General features: G+C 39.9%; 16 protein-coding genes and 1 other annotated feature. Of the genes, 7 read left to right on the forward strand and 9 right to left on the reverse strand.

Translation table 11 applies throughout. The features are described from left to right. Positions 1–205 precede the first annotated feature (205 nt). Positions 206–1429, forward strand: coding sequence for an NAD(P)/FAD-dependent oxidoreductase (locus tag ACIQCO_RS00250; RefSeq protein ID WP_400424357.1), 1224 nt, complete (start codon positions 206–208; stop codon positions 1427–1429). A 43-nt stretch (positions 1430–1472) separates the two neighbouring features. Here the strand turns inward: ACIQCO_RS00250 and ACIQCO_RS00255 are convergent, their stop codons facing one another. From ACIQCO_RS00255 to hmpA, 5 genes are all read right to left on the reverse strand, one after another. Continuing rightward, on the reverse strand, positions 1473–1841 hold the full coding sequence (locus ACIQCO_RS00255; RefSeq protein WP_400424360.1) for a VOC family protein: 369 nt from the start codon (positions 1839–1841) through the stop codon (positions 1473–1475). A gap of 119 nt (positions 1842–1960) precedes the next feature. After that, entirely contained in the window at positions 1961–2941 is a 981-nt protein-coding gene (locus tag ACIQCO_RS00260; protein WP_400424363.1) for an ABC transporter permease subunit, read from the reverse strand. Further along, a complete protein-coding gene (locus ACIQCO_RS00265; RefSeq protein ID WP_400424366.1) occupies positions 2934–3848 on the reverse strand; it encodes an ABC transporter ATP-binding protein in 915 nt (304 codons plus the stop codon). Before ACIQCO_RS00265 ends, ACIQCO_RS00260 begins: the two co-directional genes overlap by 8 nt. A gap of 13 nt (positions 3849–3861) precedes the next feature. Further along, positions 3862–4638 (reverse strand): SGNH/GDSL hydrolase family protein, encoded by a 777-nt coding sequence (locus tag ACIQCO_RS00270; protein ID WP_400424368.1) that lies wholly within the window; start codon positions 4636–4638, stop codon positions 3862–3864. Positions 4639–4878: 240 nt separating this feature from the next. Further along, positions 4879–6093, reverse strand: a complete 1215-nt coding sequence (gene hmpA / locus ACIQCO_RS00275; protein WP_400424370.1) for an NO-inducible flavohemoprotein — start codon at positions 6091–6093, stop codon at positions 4879–4881. 275 nt (positions 6094–6368) lie between these two features. Between hmpA and ACIQCO_RS00280 the strand changes: the two genes are divergently transcribed. Further along, a complete protein-coding gene (locus tag ACIQCO_RS00280) occupies positions 6369–7217 on the forward strand; it encodes a DegV family protein (protein ID WP_400424372.1) in 849 nt (282 codons plus the stop codon). 120 nt (positions 7218–7337) lie between these two features. Further along, positions 7338–7925, forward strand: a complete 588-nt coding sequence (locus ACIQCO_RS00285) for a YdcF family protein (protein WP_400425876.1) — start codon at positions 7338–7340, stop codon at positions 7923–7925. Between the two features lie 243 nt (positions 7926–8168). On the opposite strand, the gene proS is transcribed toward ACIQCO_RS00285, so the two are convergent. Next, a complete protein-coding gene (gene proS / locus ACIQCO_RS00290) occupies positions 8169–9599 on the reverse strand; it encodes a proline--tRNA ligase (RefSeq protein WP_400424375.1) in 1431 nt (476 codons plus the stop codon). A 48-nt stretch (positions 9600–9647) separates the two neighbouring features. Beyond that, positions 9648–9863, reverse strand: a binding site (T-box leader). Between the two features lie 134 nt (positions 9864–9997). Here proS and ACIQCO_RS00295 point away from each other — a divergent pair. Both ACIQCO_RS00295 and ACIQCO_RS00300 read left to right on the forward strand, forming a co-directional pair. Then, positions 9998–10129 (forward strand): hypothetical protein, encoded by a 132-nt coding sequence (locus tag ACIQCO_RS00295; protein ID WP_400424378.1) that lies wholly within the window; start codon positions 9998–10000, stop codon positions 10127–10129. Between the two features lie 144 nt (positions 10130–10273). Next, the gene (locus ACIQCO_RS00300) at positions 10274–11167 is read left to right on the forward strand and encodes a cupredoxin domain-containing protein (RefSeq protein ID WP_400424381.1); all 894 of its coding nucleotides are present in this window, start codon (positions 10274–10276) and stop codon (positions 11165–11167) included. 31 nt (positions 11168–11198) lie between these two features. On the opposite strand, the gene ACIQCO_RS00305 is transcribed toward ACIQCO_RS00300, so the two are convergent. Further along, a complete protein-coding gene (locus tag ACIQCO_RS00305) occupies positions 11199–13076 on the reverse strand; it encodes a M48 family metalloprotease (RefSeq protein ID WP_400424384.1) in 1878 nt (625 codons plus the stop codon). Positions 13077–13298: 222 nt separating this feature from the next. On the opposite strand from ACIQCO_RS00305, the gene ACIQCO_RS00310 reads away from it, so the two are divergent. Then, a complete protein-coding gene (locus tag ACIQCO_RS00310) occupies positions 13299–13760 on the forward strand; it encodes a MarR family winged helix-turn-helix transcriptional regulator (RefSeq protein ID WP_400424386.1) in 462 nt (153 codons plus the stop codon). A 4-nt stretch (positions 13761–13764) separates the two neighbouring features. Next, positions 13765–16935 (forward strand): MMPL family transporter, encoded by a 3171-nt coding sequence (locus ACIQCO_RS00315; RefSeq protein WP_400424389.1) that lies wholly within the window; start codon positions 13765–13767, stop codon positions 16933–16935. A 97-nt stretch (positions 16936–17032) separates the two neighbouring features. Here the strand turns inward: ACIQCO_RS00315 and ACIQCO_RS00320 are convergent, their stop codons facing one another. Both ACIQCO_RS00320 and ACIQCO_RS00325 read right to left on the reverse strand, forming a co-directional pair. Continuing rightward, the gene (locus ACIQCO_RS00320) at positions 17033–17806 is read right to left on the reverse strand and encodes a serine hydrolase (protein WP_400424392.1); all 774 of its coding nucleotides are present in this window, start codon (positions 17804–17806) and stop codon (positions 17033–17035) included. Between the two features lie 3 nt (positions 17807–17809). Beyond that, a complete protein-coding gene (locus ACIQCO_RS00325) occupies positions 17810–18814 on the reverse strand; it encodes an ABC transporter ATP-binding protein (RefSeq protein ID WP_400424395.1) in 1005 nt (334 codons plus the stop codon). Position 18815: the final 1 nt, after the last annotated feature.

Below are 18815 nucleotides of genomic sequence, written 5' to 3' on the forward strand. Positions count from 1 at the left end.
AAAAAATTTACCAATTTGACATAAATTTCGTGATAATACTCTTGAGAAATCATAAAAAATATTGTATTCTAAGCATATAGAGAATATGTGAAGTTTTTCACAATACATACAAGAACATTTGCTTATTTTTTTAATATTAATTGTGAAGTATTTCACAATTAATAGAGAGAAAAAATCTATTAATGGGAATAAGGAGTGGAGAATGATGACAAGACCAAAGATCGTAATCCTAGGGGCAGGATATGGCGGACTCATCACAAGTAAAAACCTGGAAAAATTATTAAAATCGGGCGAAGCAGATGTTACCTTAATTAATAAACATGATTATCATTACCTGACCACACAGCTTATTAAAACAGGAGCTGGAACGGCAGCAGATCGACAAATTGCTATCTCAATTCCCGAACTAATCAATTCTAGCAAAACCCATTTTCTTAAAGCAGCGGTATCTACGGTTGATATCGCTAACCAAGAGGTCCACCTTGAGGGCGGTGAGACAGTTCAATATGATTATTTATTAATAGCACTGGGATTTGAAGTAGATACGTTTGGAATTCCAGGTGTTAAAGAGAATGCATTTGAAATTCGTAGTTTCAGAAGTTCAAAAGCGATTTACCATCATATCATTAAACAATTCAACCTTTATAAAGAAGATCATGATCCTTCTCGCTTAACGTTTGTTGTTGCTGGTGGTGGTTTTACGGGAATTGAGATGCTTGGGGAATTAGCGGACGGTCTCCCAAAACTGTGTAAACAGTATGATATTCCATTTGAAAAGATCCAGATTTATGCTGTCGAGGCTGCCCCATCTGTTATTCCGTTTTTCCCTAAGCAATCGATCCAATATGCAACAATGGTTTTAGAAAAACGCAATATTGAGTTAATAACAGGAAGGAAAATGCTGGAGTGTACCCCTGAGAAAATCCGACTTGAGAATAATATTGATATTCCAACTCGGACGTTAATTTGGTCTTGTGGTGTAAAAGGAAACAGCATCGTTCAAAACTGGGGACTGCCGATTGCAAAAGGTAAAATTCCAGTAGACGCTTGCCTTCGCGTTATCAACATGAAAAACGTCTTTAGTATCGGTGATTGCTCCTTATTCATGAAGGATGAGAAAAACGCATTACCGCCAACTGCACAAGTTGCCCTGCAACAAGCACCTGTATGTGCGAAAAACATTGTCGCTACATTGCGAGGAGAAACATTAAAACCGTTTGAATATCATCATAAAGGCTCAGTCGCATCTATTGGACTCATGGCCGCCGTCGGTAAAGTAGGTAATTTCCGCTTATCCGGTTTATTTGGAGCCTTTATGAAACAAGTTATTGAAGCCCGCTATTTATTTAATCTTGGCGGTCCCGCACTGATTTTTAAGCAGCACTTTGGCGTCAGCCGTGAACCGGTAAAGGTAACGGCGAAACAGTAAGCGAACAGCCCTATTCCACCTATCTGGAATGGGGCTGTTTCTTTTAGATCCACTCTAAAAATTCAAGACGATTCCCAAATGGATCATGAACATGAATTCGGCTTGCACCCGGGAGATTGTCGTCGGAAGTAAAGGCAATTTGTTTCTCGTTCAGCAACTTTTTTAATTCTTCGATGTTTTCAACGACAAATCCGGGATGAGCCTTTTTTGCTGGCGAGAATGGTTCTTCCACTCCAATATGTAATTGAAATGTCCCAAATTCAAACCAAACTCCGCCGCGTTTCTTTAATTCCTCTGGCTTTTCAACCTCTGCTAACCCAAGAATACCGCTAAAAAATCCTCTGGCTGCTTCTTCGCACCCCTTAGGCGCAGCAAGCTGGACATGATCGATTTTTTTAATCACAAACGACATAATGAATCCCCCTCTTTTGCGTTCTTATCTTCCCATTACTATTTTATAAAATATTAAATTTTCCATCAAATTTTAACAATTAATAAAGCTATTCCCGACTTAACGGAAATAGCTTTTCATTAATAAACATCTTTTTTGGTGAAGACAATAAATGAAACGAATAACGCGGCAGCCCACCAAACAAAAAGGACCATTATAGAAAAAGAAAGATTCATTCCTTCAATCGGCGGCGCTGTTCCTTTCATATAGTCTGTTAACCGTAGATTGACCATAAAAAAGTATTTAGCCGTTTCCCATGAAGATACCATATTCGTTAAGATGGCTCCAGAGATTAAGGCAGCGAGCATCACACCCATTCCAGCTGCCGTACTGCGGATCAAAACTGACAGCATAAACGATAATGTTCCCACAACGATAGAGACGAACCAGACAAGTCCGAAATCCATCAATAAAAACTTCCACAGGCTGAGTAGTTTCACCTCAGAAGTATTTAATCCTGTCTCTGTCACATTAAACCCGGTTAAGATTGGTGCCCCCCAGCCTTTATAGCCAAACACCAATCCGGATATTAAATATGAAAGGATTCCAGCTATCGCAATGACCAGTGAAATCGCTAAACAAAGGGTAATATATTTACTCAATAGCACTTTCCACCTCTTGATTGGCCTCGTCAGCAATAGCTTAATTGAACCTAAACTGTGCTCTGAAGAAACCAAGTCGCTGGCAATGACCATGACCATTAATGGGAGAAATAGATCGATTGAGTTTTCCAAAAAAATTCTCATAAACGTTGGGGCACCGGGCTCTGCTGGATTGATATCATGGTCAAGATAATATTGCTGCTGCTTCAAGGATATTTGCAGCTGCTTCTTCCATTCTTCCTGCATTCGACTGCTGCTCAAACGGTTCGTCGTATCGATAATCTGCTGCTGTAAGATGGTGCGCCAATCACTCGTTCCTAATTTTTCCCGCTGTGTTTGAACTTGTTTATACTGTGCATATGTAAATAAGGTAACTAGAACGCCAATGATTAGTGCAATCACAATAAGCCGCTTTTTGGCAATCAGCTTCATCATTTCATTTTGAATCAGTTTATTCAATCGTGTCACCCCCCGTTAGTTCGAGGAACAACTCTTCAAGCAATGGCATCTTTCGATTGATTTCAGTGACAGAAACACCTGCTTCAACCAGCTGTCGATTCCATTCCGGGGTCTTCTGTTCATTAAATTCGGTTAAGATGGAACCGTCTTCTTTTACTTCAATCGCAGTTAAAGAACTTAAGAGCTGTTTTCCCTTTTCAAAGGGTGAAATGCGCCAAACGACTCGTTCCCGATTCGCAAGCAGGTGATCGACAGTATCGACACGAATAATCGCCCCTTTTGAAATAATCGCCACCCGGTCACAAAGCAATTGGATTTCACTCAATAAATGACTGGAAACAAGGACACTTAGGCCTTCTTTTTCTGCCAGATAACGAATAAATTGTCTCATTTCACGGATTCCGGCAGGATCCAGCCCATTCGTTGGCTCATCGAGAATCAATACCTTTGGCTCTCCTAGAAGTGCTTGGGCAATTCCGAGCCGCTGCCTCATACCAAGAGAATAGGTCTTCACCTTATCGTGGATTCTTTCTGTTAAGCCCACAAGCTCCGTAACTTCTTTTATCCGCTTTTCCCCGATGCCCTCAAGCATCCGAGCAAAATGAAGCAGATTATTATATCCTGAAAGATACGGATAAAGTTCTGGATTTTCAACGATGCAGCCCAGGTTATTCATTGCATCTTGGAAATGATCCTCAATGTTGAATCCACAAATCCGGACACTTCCTGATGTTGGTTTAATAAGGCCGACGAGCATGCGGATTGTGGTTGTTTTTCCGGCACCATTTGGGCCAAGGAACCCGAATACTTCTCCTTCACGTAAATCGAAGGTTAGTCCCTTAATAATTTCTCTTTTCCCGATTTCTTTTTTTAAGTCCTTAACAGACAATGTGATATTTTTCTCCATGACCAAACTCTCCTTACCATGTGAGCAGTGAGGCAACACGTTCAGCAATTAAACGGTACCCTTTTGTATTTGGATGAAACTTGTCGGAATATAGATAATCGTTCACCTTTAACTCAAACAGGTCGAAGGTTGGAACAAAGACAATTTTGGGAAATGCAGCGCTTACTTCTGCACTATCATAATTCCAGTGACGCACTACTTTTGACATCTCTTTCCCTTGGTCTAAATCAATAAACGGATTATACAGCCCGATGAAAAATACATTAGCATTGCGATTGTTTTTCCGAATTTCTTCAAGAATAAACTTTAGATTTTCTAGGTATTTCTTTTCAATTGCGGCACTATCACCTGTATCAAAGTCTGCTAATCCTTGCCCGCCCCTAAACAAATCGTTGCCGCCAATCGTTACCAAAACCATGTCTGCTTTTTCTATTTGCCTGCCGATTTCGGTTTGCTGCACCTGTTTGCTTAGCTGAGTGGATGTTTGCCCGTTGATGCCGAGATTTGTGAGCTGGACTGGACGCTTTGTTTTTTCCTTAATTTCATCAATTAAAACACCTACGTAGCCTTTTCCTGTCTCATCCCCCGTTCCTCTTGTTAATGAGTCACCTAATGCCACAATGGTTAACCCTTTTTTATTTTCGGCTTTCTTGGAAACAGAATTTACTTCCGGAACTTTTTCCGGTTTGCCAGCATAGTATTCCCCTACTGCCCAGCCAAGCCCAATTAGCCAGACGAGGCAAAAGAATACCGCTATGACAGTAATCGAGCGTATGACATTCTTATTCATATCTATCATCCTTTTTGGCCTTTTCTTTAATTTAATCACAGTTCCGACCTGAATCAAACTTTCAATGCTAACAAATTGCATTAACTTCAGAAAGATTCGATATTTCTTAACATTTATTTCTGAGAAAAATAAAGGAACCCGAAGCTGGATTCCAATTAAAAGATGTAAAATTCGCACCCGGACGCGGGAATTGGCAAAAAATTAAGCCGACTTCCTTTGCGGAAATCGGCTTCGTTCTGTTTATTCTTCTAAACTTCCCTTTGGCCCAAAGAATTCAAAGTGTATTCTCTCTTCCTTAACTCCTAAATCTTTTAATGAACGATTAATTGCTTTCATAAAAGGAACAGGCCCACAGAAGTAAAAATCTGCTTCCCGGGTAGCGATTTTATCTTTCAACCAATCACGTGTTACATAGCCTTCAACATCAAAGCGATTGTTTCTGCGATCCTCTTCAGTCGGTGAATCATAGAAGATATAGGAGGTTAAATGTTCAAGCCTCGACAATTCCTCTACTTCATCCCTAAGAGCATGGACCTTTCCATTGGCTGCAGCATGAATAAATGTGACCTTCCGTTCAGGCTGCATTTCCACAACCGTCTTTAACATGCTCATCATTGGTGTTAGGCCAACACCGCCGCTAAGTAACACAACAGGTGTATTTTTTTCAGTATTAAGAACAAAGTCACCTGCTGGTGCACTTACCTTGAGGATATCTCCTTCGTTTACACCATCATGCAGGTAATTAGACACCATGCCATCTGGATTAGCGGTTCCTGCTTCACGTTTTACACTAATTCGGTAATAGTCTTTGCCAGGTGCATCTGAAAGGCTGTATTGACGAATATGTGTATATTCTTCACCGTCTATTTCTAGATTAATACTAATATATTGTCCTGGAAGAAAACCTGCAATCCCGCCGTTATCTTCCGGTTTTAAATAGAATGAGGTAATAACATCACTTTCAACCACTTTACGGTCAACAATGAAGTGACGGAGGCCATCCCAGCCGCCTTGTTGACGGGCTGCCTCATCGTACATTTCTGCTTCGACACTGATAAAGGCATCGGCAATTACATTGTATGCTTCTGCCCAGGCATTGATAATTTCATCCGTTGCTGCATCCCCCAACACATCCTTAATCGCTAATAACAAGTGTTTTCCGACAATTGGATAGTGCTCTGGTTTAATTCCAAGGCTTCGATGTTTATGGGCAATTTGTTTCACTACGGGAAGAATCGCTTCAAGATTATCAATATACATGGCAGCGGCATATACCGTTCCAGCAAGTGCTTTCTGCTGTCTCCCTTGTTTTTGGTTGGCATGATTAAAGATATTTAATAATTCAGGATGATTTCCAAACATTAATTGGTAAAATCGAGTGGTAATCGTCTCTCCATGTTTTTCTAATACTGGTCCCGTTGATTTGATGATGTCAATTGTTTTTTGATTTAACACTATTAACACTCCTTATAAGTTTTCCCTATATCCATAGTGATTATATGAATATATTCACATCGATTAAGTGATTTACATCACACTTTGCTATTGTTGAATAACTTTTTCACAAAAACTTCACAAAGTGTTCACTTTTTAACATGACAAATATAACTAGTTGAATAGTTTTCATTCTTGTATCGTTAAATCTAGTTATGAAGAGAAAACGCCCTCATTTATTGAATCAACGATTGCAGGCGTTTTTTGGAGAATTCTACTGAAGGAAGAGGATTATGATGAACCAAGCAAAAATCGCATGGATTACTGACACAACCGCATCTCTTAGTAAAGAGTTTATTGAGCAGCACCATATACATGTTATTCCCCTGCACGTTGTCATTAATGATCAATTCTACAAAGAAACGATTGATATTTCCGAACAGGAATTTTATGACCGTATGAAAAATGAAGAAGGGAAATTTCAAACCTCGCAAACAGCGATTGCTGACTTTGTGGTCCTTTATAAGGAGTTAAAGGAAAACTATGATTTTGGCATTGCCATACATGCCTCCAGTCTATTAACTGGAACTTACCAAGCATCGGTGATGGCAGCGGAAATGGAAGACTTTAAACTGTTTGCTATTGATTCACAAACGGGTTCCTATCCTCTCTCTTTTTTAATAAAAAAAGGCATAGAACTAACAGAACAAGGACTTGATGCCAGTGAAGTGGTTCGACAATTAAATGCCTTACGCGACCACACTCGTTTGTATTTAGTCCCATCAAATCTGGATCAGCTTCACAAAAGCGGCAGGGTTTCCGGCAGCCAAAAATTAATCGCTTCGCTGTTTAATATTAAGCCGATTTTATCGATTGAAGATGGGGCCGCAAAGATTAAAGATAAGGTTCGCACTGAAAAAAAGGCGCTAGCCTGGCTGGTGAATAAACTAAAGGAAGACCTTGAAACAAAATCGGTCCGGAAAGTGGCTATTGTCCATGCTAACGATTTAGACAGGGCAACCGAACTTGAAAGATATCTAAACGAAGCATTTCCAACAATCGAAACAGAAAAATTAATGCTGATAACGGTTGCAGGTGTCCATACTGGAGTCGGGACAATTGGGCTTTCTTGGGTTTGTGAATGAAGGACAAATTTGACAGAGGCACATTTTCTTTTTTTATAAAAATTTTTTCAAAAATTGCTATTTTATGGTACTATCAATCTATTGATAGTACCATTAACATGTAGAAATGGATTGAAAAAGATGAAAAAAAAGAAAAGAATACTTTCAGTCGTGGGAGTTATAGCAGCATTAGGACTACTCTATATTGGCTTCTTGCAATTTAAAATTAGCCAGTACAGCAAGATGGAAGCGCCTAAGAATGCTGATTATTTAATCGTCCTTGGGGCAAGTGTTAAAGGCACGGTCCCTTCACTGGCATTCGCAAGCAGAATCAATGCTGCTGCGATATATTTAAAGGAAAACAAGGATACCGTTGTCATTGCATCGGGAGGCAAAGGTCCGGGCGAAGACATTTCCGAAGCGGAATCTATCAAAAGAGAGCTGGTTAAGCAAGGAATTAGTGAATCTCGGATCATATTAGAAGATCGTTCCACTGATACATATGAAAATATTGATTTTTCGAAAAAGCTCATTCCTAAAGATGCGAAGCTTGGACTTGTGGTTACAAATACCTTTCATTTGTATCGAGCAATTTCAATCGCCCGTGACCAGGACTTAGAAGTACAAGGTCTTCCGGCGAAGACCCCGTTAAAGGCAGTGTTCAAATCCTATACCCGAGAATATTTGGCGATTACTAAGTTCTATTTGAAAAGGTATATTCTTGATTAAGTGAAAAACTCGACTCGAGCGGTCGAGTTTTTCATTTATTCATTTCTGTATTTTTGCATAAAAAAAGAGCGAAATGAAATTCGCCCGTTGAATGGCGAGATTCGCTCATTGAATGCCGAGATTCGCTCATTGAACTCCTAAATTCGCCCATGGAACTATATTTTGTCTATAAACGCTAGGAAAAGACGGCTTTTTCAGAAAAAAAGCCCCTCCCATAAAGGAAGAGCCTCGAAAATTATATTTTTAGTACGCTTTTGCCCAATAAACCATTTGTTTCGCTTCTTTTCCACAGCAAACGCATGAATCTGAAAGCTGTTCTTGTTCAAATGGGATACAACGTGATGTAGCCCCAGCTTCTTCTTTGATTTTTTCCTCACAGGCTAGTTCACCGCACCACATCGCTTTGATAAATCCTGGTTTTGCCTCAAGTGATTCTTGTAATTCAGGAAGGGTTAGAGCAACTGTAGTCCGATCTTCACGGTGGTTCAATGCCTTGTTATATAAATTGGATTGAATATCATCAAGTAATTCAACAAGCTTTGTTTCTAACTCATCCAAAGGAACAATTACCTTCTCTAACGTGTCTCGTCTTACTAAAACAACTTGCTTATTTTCAATATCTTTTGGTCCAACTTCAAGACGAACTGGAATCCCCTTCATTTCGTACTCATTGAATTTCCAGCCTGGCTTTTTATCGCTGGCATCGATCTCAACACGAGCAACAGCCGCAAGCGACTTTTTCAAATCGTAGGCAAAATCAAGCACACCTTCTTTGTGCTGCGCAATCGGCACAATCATGACTTGCGTTGGTGCTGCTTTTGGTGGAATGACAAGTCCGCGGTCATCGCCGTGTACCATGATCAAGGCGCCAATAATCCTTGTTGTGAAGCCCCATGATGTTTGGTGGACATATTGCAGTTTTCCTTCTTTATCCGTGTATTGAATGTTAAATGCTTCCGCAAAGCCTGTGCCAAAATGGTGCGAAGTTCCTGACTGCAAAGCTTTTCCGTCATGCATTAAGCTTTCAATCGTGAAAGTGGCTTTAGCACCGGCGAATTTTTCCTTATCCGTCTTTTGCCCTTTTACAACTGGAATCGCAAGAACCGTTTCACAAAGCTCCGCATACACATTCAGCATCTTAATTGTTTCTTCCATCGCGTCCTCATCGGTCGCATGGGCTGTATGTCCTTCCTGCCATAAAAATTCTACTGTCCTTAAGAAAGGTCGAGTTGTTTTTTCCCAGCGGACAACATTTGACCATTGGTTATATAGCTTTGGTAAATCTCTATGGGAATGAATGATTTTACTATAATGTTCACAGAACAGTACCTCTGATGTTGGGCGAACAACTAACCGTTCCGCTAATGGTTCAGATCCGCCTTGGGTAACCCAAGCTACTTCTGGAGCGAATCCTTCCACATGATCCTTCTCTTTTTGCAGCAGGCTTTCTGGAATAAACAATGGCATATACACATTTTCATGACCTGTTTCTTTAATTCGACTGTCTAATTCATTTTTAATATTATCCCAAAGCGCATAACCATATGGTCGAATAATCATCGAACCGCGCACGCTTGAATAGTCAATTAAATCTGCTTTCGTAACAACATCTGTATACCACTGGGCGAAATCCTCATCCATACTTGTTACATCTTTTACAAATTCCTTTGCCATTTTTGACACCTCATTAAGTTTTTTAAATACAAAAAGGCCTTGATCCTAAAAAGGGACCAAGGCCTGGCGGTACCACCCTAAATTCATAAAGCAATTGCTTTATACTCTTTCCATGATAACGGAGTTTATCCGCTTGTATCTTCAAATTTATCCGATACAGAACTCGGAGGCAGGTTCAAATGATTGTCTTAAGAAACCTCGCACCAATGGTTTCCTCTCTAGGTAAGAACACTTCACTTTACTAATCCTCGTCATTGTTTCAATAGTATTTTTAAAAAATTATATCTGTCCTGCTCACAAATGTCAATTCTATCGTGGAATATTTTTCTTACTTTCAACTTTAAACTTCTATTTAAATGGGTTAAAATGCAGTTATTAGAAAAAATGGGGTGAAACGCATGAACGATGACAAAGATGATCTTGACCTGGATGAAGAAGAAAAGGAATTTTTGCTTGAATACATCAAAATGCAAAATGAAACCCTAAAAAGAATTTATAAAAATGCACTTGATAAAGAAAAAGATAAATGATCTACGCTAATCATTCCACACATTCCCAGCAAGATTCATAAAAAGTTCATATTAATCACTTAAAATACAAATTTGAATTGCTTATTTGCCTTTATAATACTCTTATGTTGTTTATTTCAAATGAAACATAAGAGGAGATTCCAAATGACAATTTTTTCGATTATATCAGCTGCAGTTGTTGCGATTGGCACCGGTTATTCTATTTTTCTTATATACCGTTATAAAAACCAACTGACAAATACGCCAGGGGTCATGATCAGCATGGTTATTGCTGTGATAACCGGCCTGCTTATCGGCAGTATTATTGGGATTCTTTCCGGTGAGATGTTTCTAGTCGTTGGTGTCAGCATGATCATTGGCTTTATTATTGGTTTTTTAGCCGGACACCCCATTGGAATTTTGGCTATTCTTATGGGGTCAATTGCTGGTTTAATGGGAAGTATTAATGGTGCGATACTTGGACTTTTCCTTCAATTTATTAACCCAACGCTTTTAGTAGGTATTTTATTAGGCTTTTATATTGTTATCATCGGCTTTGTAATTGTTTATATTAAGGTTGCTACAAATAACAAGTTTTCGATTGATACCCAGGAGCTTTCGCCATTTGCCATTTTAGGGGCAGGAGTTGTGCTTGTATCCTTGTTCCTATTCATGTATAGCAGTGATTTTGTGAAAATCCCTGGGAAAGATGAACCCGCTCAAACCCAAGCACAACAGGCATCCAGTAATCAGGAGGTTGCGAAAACGGAAGTGGATGTGACGAACGAAGGCACACCAAAAGTGAAAATGCTCGTAACGGAAAAAGGCTACACACCTAACGTAATTCGAGTGAGAAAAGGGGTGGCGGTTGACCTAGAAATCGAAAATCCACTCAAAAATAATAGCTGCTTATCTACCTTTATGATTCCGGATTTTAATATTAATAATATCACCCTTATAGAAGGTACTACCAATTTAACCTTCACCCCTGACAAAACAGGAGAATATACATTTAGCTGTGGGATGAAGATGTTTAAGGGTACGATTATAGTTGAGTAAAAAATGGCAAACCAATTGGTTTGCCATTTTTTTATGATACCCGTTCACTTTTTTTGAGACTATGAATAGACGCATATTCAATTGATTTAATTTTCTGCAAGAGTTCATCCTTTTCATTTAGGATAATTATTGCGGTATCAGTGAAGGCAGTTAGTTCATGAACATATTTCTCATACAATTCTTCGATGTTTTCTATATGTTTAGTTCCTTTTGGAGTAAGTACTTTAAGCGCCAATACATATTGCTGTCTTTCAGGAATCACAGTTAACACCTTACGAATTAGGTAGGCAGATATAATTTCCGGATGCAAACTTAACTGTTGAACACCAAGTTCTATTTCTTTTGCTGATTTGTCATGTGAGACATATTGATCATTGGCATAAAAATAATCACATTCTTGGTCTGATTGCTCGACAACTTCCAACCATTTTTCAAGCTCTTCCTTTGTTTCTTCCAGCTTTTCTGTTTGATTTGTTTGATGGTAATATTCACATAAACTATCCAAGCCGTTTAAACGGCATTCCCAATCCAAGGATATTGCTTTTTCAATATATTCCAATCCAACTTCTTCTGTTGTCTTATTTTCCAAATAAAAATTTCCTAAAAATAAATAGGCTGGGGCTACTTCTTCTTCGGCATAGGACTGAACGATTTCTTCGTAAATCTTTACCGCTTCCAAATCCCCCTTAAATTGCCTTGTAAGATTCCCCTTTTCCCATAATTCAGCCAATTCTAAAGGAGCGCTTTTGGTTGAAAGTTCTTCAAATCTTTTTTGGTCATGATGATAGTCTTTGATTCCTGCTTTCCAATTGTCGTGGTTCCACTGGATCCAAAGGTCATTAAAGTGATTAAGAATCCGTTTAGGATTTACGAAAAGGGTTTCCAATGCCGTGTCACTAACTTTTTCAGGCAAAGAAGGCTCCCCTTGTAAAAAGTGCAGTCTTTCCATCAAACTTGGATGGGTATCGGTCACCGTACTTTTCCGCTTTAATGAGTCTTGAAGATAGTTCTCAAATTGTGACACACTTAAACTATTAAATTTCGATTTAAATTCTGTGTATGGTTCAGGCACGGAATCCGTTTTTGCACTTTCTTCAAATAACTGATCATAAAAGTCTTCTTCAAAATATCGGGCGGCCACTTCAATCGTACAAAGGGAAGAAGCGGCATTCGAGGTCACTTCCATGGCAACCCTGTCTGCCTCATATTCCTGTTGGCGAGCAAGTGCAAAGGTATAGGCATCGTACCGAGGATAGTACCAAGTAAAGAACTTCCTAAAAAGGAACGTCCCAAATTGTTCATTCTCCTCTAATGAGTGCATTAACCTCCCCCAAGTACGGCGTACACGGTAAATTTTCGCACCAAATGCCGTGTCTGAATGGCTGATATGGGCCAATTCATGGGCAATTACGGTAAGAAAATTTTGTTCACTTAAAGTAGACAACAGCGGCAAGCCAATTTGTAAAATATTTTGTTTTCTGCCGATAAAACCAAATTTAGAATATTCGAGAACTCCTGCATTATATGTGCTGTCTAACAGGATAGCATGAATTTCAGGTGTATCGATTTTCTTTCTTAACTCTTCAATCCTAGCAAACAATTGTGGTGCTTCTTCTTCGCTCAGATAATATCCGTCCGGAAGCTCCATTTTTATAAATAATGCTTTTAAAATAAAATAGGATAAGGCACCTGCAATGAGGAGAAGTTTGATGCTGCCGAAGGTAAAGTGCCCGCTTGCTAAATAAGCAATCGATATCCCCATCAAAACTAAAAAACAGGCTAAAAAGAAAAACACATATCCAAAGCCAAGACCTGTCATCCACAACACTTTTGTTCGATATGACTTTGAATTACTGGCTGCCTCCTTCTCAAATCGTTTCACAAGCAATTCAAATTCGCCGTTTGTCATGTACGATGTCACCACATTTCTATAATTTGATAGTATTATATCAGATGGCATCATCTTACATAAATAACTATTTTTTTGTAAATATAATTATTTATTTTTATAAGTAAAACCTGACAAAAAAGCGCCTTAATGATAAGGAATTGACACTCCTTTTGCTTTGTTTTATAGTTAAACAGGTGAATAGTTAAATAGTTGAACTAAATTTGCGAGGTGGAAAATATTGTGACTAACCAGGTTATTCAGGAGTTAATCGACCGATACGTGACAGTTTCTTTTCAAGTTCATAAAAAGGCGGAGTCATTAATCAAAGGGAAAATTGGCGATGATTTAACCAATGACCAGCACTACATATTAAGGTACATTTCTCAGTCAGAGGAATGTACTTCCTCTGAATTGGCTGATGCATTTGAAGTGAATAAAAGTGCCATCACAGCGATTATCAACCGAATGGCCGATAAAGGCCTTATTAAAAGAACTCGTGATGAAAACGACAGAAGAGTAGTATATTTAACGTTAACGGATGAAGGCAATATTCTTTATCAGAACTGCCAAGAAAAAATTCAATTTCTCGTGGAATCCATCATTACTCAATTTGAAGAGTCAGAAATTAAGAATTTTATCAATACGTATGAAAAACTAGCCCAAATATTAGACCACAAGAAGAAAGAAGAATTGGGGGAATAAACAAGTGAGAGCAATAATTAAAGGAAAATGGTTGATCCTCGTTGCATGGATTGCTGTTATCACTGCTCTTTTTATGGTCGCTCCAAATATGGAAGCACTTGTCCGCGAGAAGGGACAAATTAAAGTACCCGAAGGTTATTCATCGACCATTGCGGAAAAAATTCTCAAAGATGTCCAGTCGAGTGAAAACAAAGGCAGTCATCTGCAAACAGCCCTCGTCTTCCATAGTAATAAAAAGTTAACAAAGGATGATTTTTCGACAGCAGAAAAAGCGGTAAAACTGCTTGAAAAGAATAACAATGAACTAGGAATTACTGACATCCTCACACATTTCAATCAAGAACAGCTTAAGGATCAGCTTGTTTCTAAAGATGGGAAAACCATTCTTGTTTCGCTAAAAGTGACCGCAAATGGCCGGGAAGCTAAAGATATTTCAAATGATTTATATAAAGCGATTAATGAGATCAAGCTTGCTCATTATTATACAGGCAGCTGGGTCATTGGCGAAGATCTCGTCACCAACTCACAAGAAGGCTTGAAAAAAACAGAAGGAATCACCGTTGGTTTCATTTTGATTGTTCTCCTGCTTGTTTTTAGATCTGCTGTCGCACCGATTATTCCGTTAGTAACCGTCGGCTTCAGCTATCTTACGGCTCAATCAATCGTTTCCATATTAGTCGATAAGTTTAACTTCCCACTGTCAACCTTTACCCAGATTTTCTTGGTGGCCGTTCTGTTTGGGATTGGTACGGACTATTGTATCCTGCTCCTCAGCCGCTTTAAAGAAGAACTGGCAAAAGGTGAACAAGCGAATGAAGCGATTATTACCACTTATCGAACTGCTGGAAAAACTGTTTTATTCAGTGGGATTGCGGTTTTAATTGGCTTTGCATCCATCGGTTTTTCAACCTTCCAGCTTTACAAATCGGCAGCAGCCGTTGCCGTTGGTGTAGCCATTCTATTAATCGCGCTTTTCACTGTAGTGCCCTTTTTCATGGCAGTGCTTGGAAAAAAACTATTTTGGCCTTCCAAAGGCAAGCTTGAGCATGGTGATAGCAAATTCTGGGGTTTTGTCGGAAAATTTGCCCTAGCGCGTCCGTTGATTGCCTTTATCCTTGTCGCCATCATTTCGGTGCCCTTCTTATTCACCTATAAGGGTCAATTATCATTTAACTCACTTGAGGAAATCAGTGATGATTATCCTTCGATAAAAGGCTTCAATATCATCGCTGACTCATTCGGTCCCGGTGAATCGATGCCAACACAAATTGTCATCAAAAACGATGACAAGATGAGCACATCGGATTATATCGCGCTAACAGAAAAAATCAGCCAGGAGCTGAATAAAGTAAATGATGTGAAAACAGTTCGTTCTGTAACCCGGCCAACAGGCGCACCGATTGAAGATTTTTATCTATCGAAACAAGTAGGCAGCCTTGGGGACGGACTTGGTCAAGGAAATGACGGCATTAAGAAAATCAGTGACGGTCTTGCCGAAGCAAGCAGCCAGATGGCAGCGAATCAGCCGAAAATGCAGGAGGCTACAAATGGGCTTCACACCTTGATTAATGGGACCAATGACCTTAAAACCGGGGTCGGTACCATTGAAGATAATCTGACTAAAATTCAAAATGGTTTAAAAGATGGTTCAACAAGTGTTGCCCAGGCACGTGCCGGATTAGTTGAAATAAAGGCTGGGGCTGAAAAAGTCCGTGATGGCGGCAAACAACTACTTGAGGGTTATAAATCCGCCAGCATAGGCATCGGAACCCTTAAAGGCTATTTTGATGATCTTGCAGGGAAAGTAGATTTACTAAACAAAAGCCTAGTTGCGATGGATTCATATTTCACTGGTCTTGAACAAGAATATCCTACGATTGACCAAAGTGAAAACTATCAAGCTATAAAAATGACGATAAAAGGTGTTCCAGGTAATCCGGATGCTCTAGGTGCACAAGCGGCAACTCAACAATTAGCCGGCGGCTTGAAGCAAATAAATGAACAACTGACAGAAGCCCAAAACGGACTCAATATGGCGAATGGCCAATTTGAAACATTAATTGCCGGTCAAGAACAGATGGTAGGTGGATTGGATCAGTTTATTACAAAAATCGGTGCTCTTGAAACAGGGCTTGCAGAAGCGGCTGACGGACAAGGAAAAATTATTGACCAAGGCCTCTCACCTGTTTCTAGTGGTTTGGATGGCCTGAAAAACGGACAGCAGCAATTCTTAACTGGTTTTCAGGATATAAGCGGTCAAATCACCCAACTCTCGGATGGATTAACCCAAAGTGCGGATGGCCTGAATCAAGTTTCAAACGGTCTCAACTCCGCTGAGGATTATTTGGCAGATGTAGCGAAACAAAAACAGAATGGTTTTTATATTCCGCAGGATGTACTGGATAGCAAGGACTTTGAGCAAGCACTCAATGCTTATATGTCAGTAGATCGTAAAGTGATGACGATTGATGTCGTCTTTAATAAAAATCCGTATTCCAATGCAGCGATTAATCGAATACCAGAAATTAAGCAGGCGGTCAAACGAGCCGTTAAGGATACAAAGCTTGAAAATGCCAAAGTAGCCGTTGGCGGTGTATCAAGTATGCACAATGACCTTGATACCATTTCCAAGGCAGATTATTCCCGGACAGTGGTACTTATGCTTATCGGGATTAGTATCATCCTAATCATTTTACTGCGTTCCATTATTATGCCGCTTTACTTAATTGGTTCCTTAATCCTAACCTACTTCACTTCGATGGCAATTTCGGAAGCGATTTTTGTACATGTGCTGGGTTATTCAGGTATAAGCTGGGCGGTACCATTTTTTGCCTTTGTTATCTTAGTAGCGCTTGGGATTGACTACAGCATATTCTTAATGGACCGTTTCAACGAATACCGGGATTTGCCAGTGGAACAGGCAATCTTGCATTCTATGAAAAAGATGGGCACTGTTATAATTTCAGCCGCTATTATCTTAGGCGGTACATTTGCGGCGATGATGCCTTCCGGCGTTTTATCCTTGCTAGAAATTGCTGCGATTCTCTTAATCGGTCTTGCCTTGTATTCTCTCGTTGTGCTTCCATTGTTTGTACCAGTCATGGTGAAAACCTTTGGCGAAGCCAACTGGTGGCCGTTTAGAAACAATAACGACCGTGTAAATCATCTAAATTAACGAAACAGTACACTGACCCAAATCGGAAAGTAGATAACAATGTGATAATATACGTATTTAAGGGACTGACTTTTTCAGAAGTCAGTCCCTTTCTTATCTACTTAACTAAATAATCATAAATATGTTTTCCAATTTGATTCATGGTTTGCTTTCCTGCTTGCAAGTCTTCCAGCTGGTCCATCAAGACTGCCACAAAAGCGGTTTTCTTTCCAAATTGAAGCACGGCACAATCATGTTCCACTTTTGGAAGCTCACCGGTTTTGTTGGCCACGAACAGCCGATCATCCATTTGCGCTGGCAGCTTATCTTTAAATTGCTGATATCCCATGATTTCCAACGCCACCGCCTGACTCTTCTTTGAAAGAACCGTTCCTTCCGTCATCCACTTCAAGCATTGAATCATATCCAACGGACTGGTGTAATTGTCCCTTCCCTGCGATATCGCCTGAAAGTCCATCATTTTCCGGTTCAGTTCCGTCTGCTTCAATCCAGACTTCCGCATAAACCGATTAATCGCATCCATTCCCAATAAGTCAATCATAAGATTAGTAGCCGTATTATCTGAGACGATAATCATTAAGGTCATTATGTCTCTAACTGTCAGCCGGACATTAGGTGACAGCGCCTGCAAAACGCCTGAACCACCGACAATTGCTTCCTTTAAAACCGGGACTGGGTCATTCTCGACCAGCTCCCGATTCTCACATTGTCTCAGTGCTTCGATTAAAATAGGGACTTTAATTAGACTTGCAGACTGAAACACTTCCAAGCTATTCACTTGAATCTGATCGTTGTCAATCTCAATAACCAGCCCAATCCGCCCTTTGAATCCGTTAAGTTCTTCGAATATTCTCGTTTCTAAGCTTTTCATCGACTATATTGTCACGGCAGCCTGAGAATAATCGTGCCCGCCGGTTTTATTTTTATCATATAAGTGACAAGCGACAAAATGGTTCGCATCCATTTCTTGCCACATTGGTTTTTCGACACTGCAAATGTCCATTGCCATTGGACAGCGCGTCCTAAAAACACAACCGCTTGGCGGGTTGATTGGACTCGGCAGCTCCCCTTTCAAAATAATCCTCTCTCTTCTGTCCTCTATGTCCGGATCAGGGATCGGAATTGCTGACAGCAAGGCCTGTGTGTACGGATGTAGAGGTTTCTTATATAATTCGCTGCTAGTTGTCAATTCAACTAATTGCCCTAAATACATGACGCCAATCCGGTCACTGATTTGTTTTACCATAGAAAGGTCATGAGCGATAAATAGGTAGGTTAGCCCCTTTTCCTTTTGAAGCCGCTTCAACAAGTTCACAACTTGGGCTTGGATGGACACATCTAAAGCGGAAATCGGTTCATCAGCAATAATAAATTCCGGGTCTAGTGCCAGTGTGCGGGCAATGCCAATCCTTTGGCGCTGACCGCCGCTGAACTCATGGGGATAGCGGTTGGCATGGTCTTTATTTAAGCCAACATCCTCTAATAATTGATAGACCCGCTTTAATCGATCCTTTTTATTAGGATACAAACCATGGACTTCCATCGGCTCAGAAATAATTTCACTTACGGTTGATCTCGGGTTTAATGATGCATATGGGTCTTGAAAAATCATTTGGATTTGGCGGTGAAAAGCAAACCGTTCCCGTGATTTTAAGTTGTGAATGTTTTTCCCGTTAAAAAGCACTTCCCCGTCTGTCCGGTCATATAGGCCGATGATTGTCCTGCCTGCAGTAGATTTACCACAGCCCGATTCCCCAACGATGCCAAAGGTTTCACCCTTATTAATATGAAATGTTACCCCGTCAACCGCTTTCAGGATTTCGCCATGCCCTAAATCGAAATGCTTTTTCAAGTTATTTACCTGTAGTAATTTTTCCATA

The sequence above is a fragment of the Neobacillus sp. NPDC093127 genome, assembly GCF_044754175.1.
Taxonomy (GTDB): Bacteria; Bacillota; Bacilli; order Bacillales; family Cytobacillaceae; genus Neobacillus.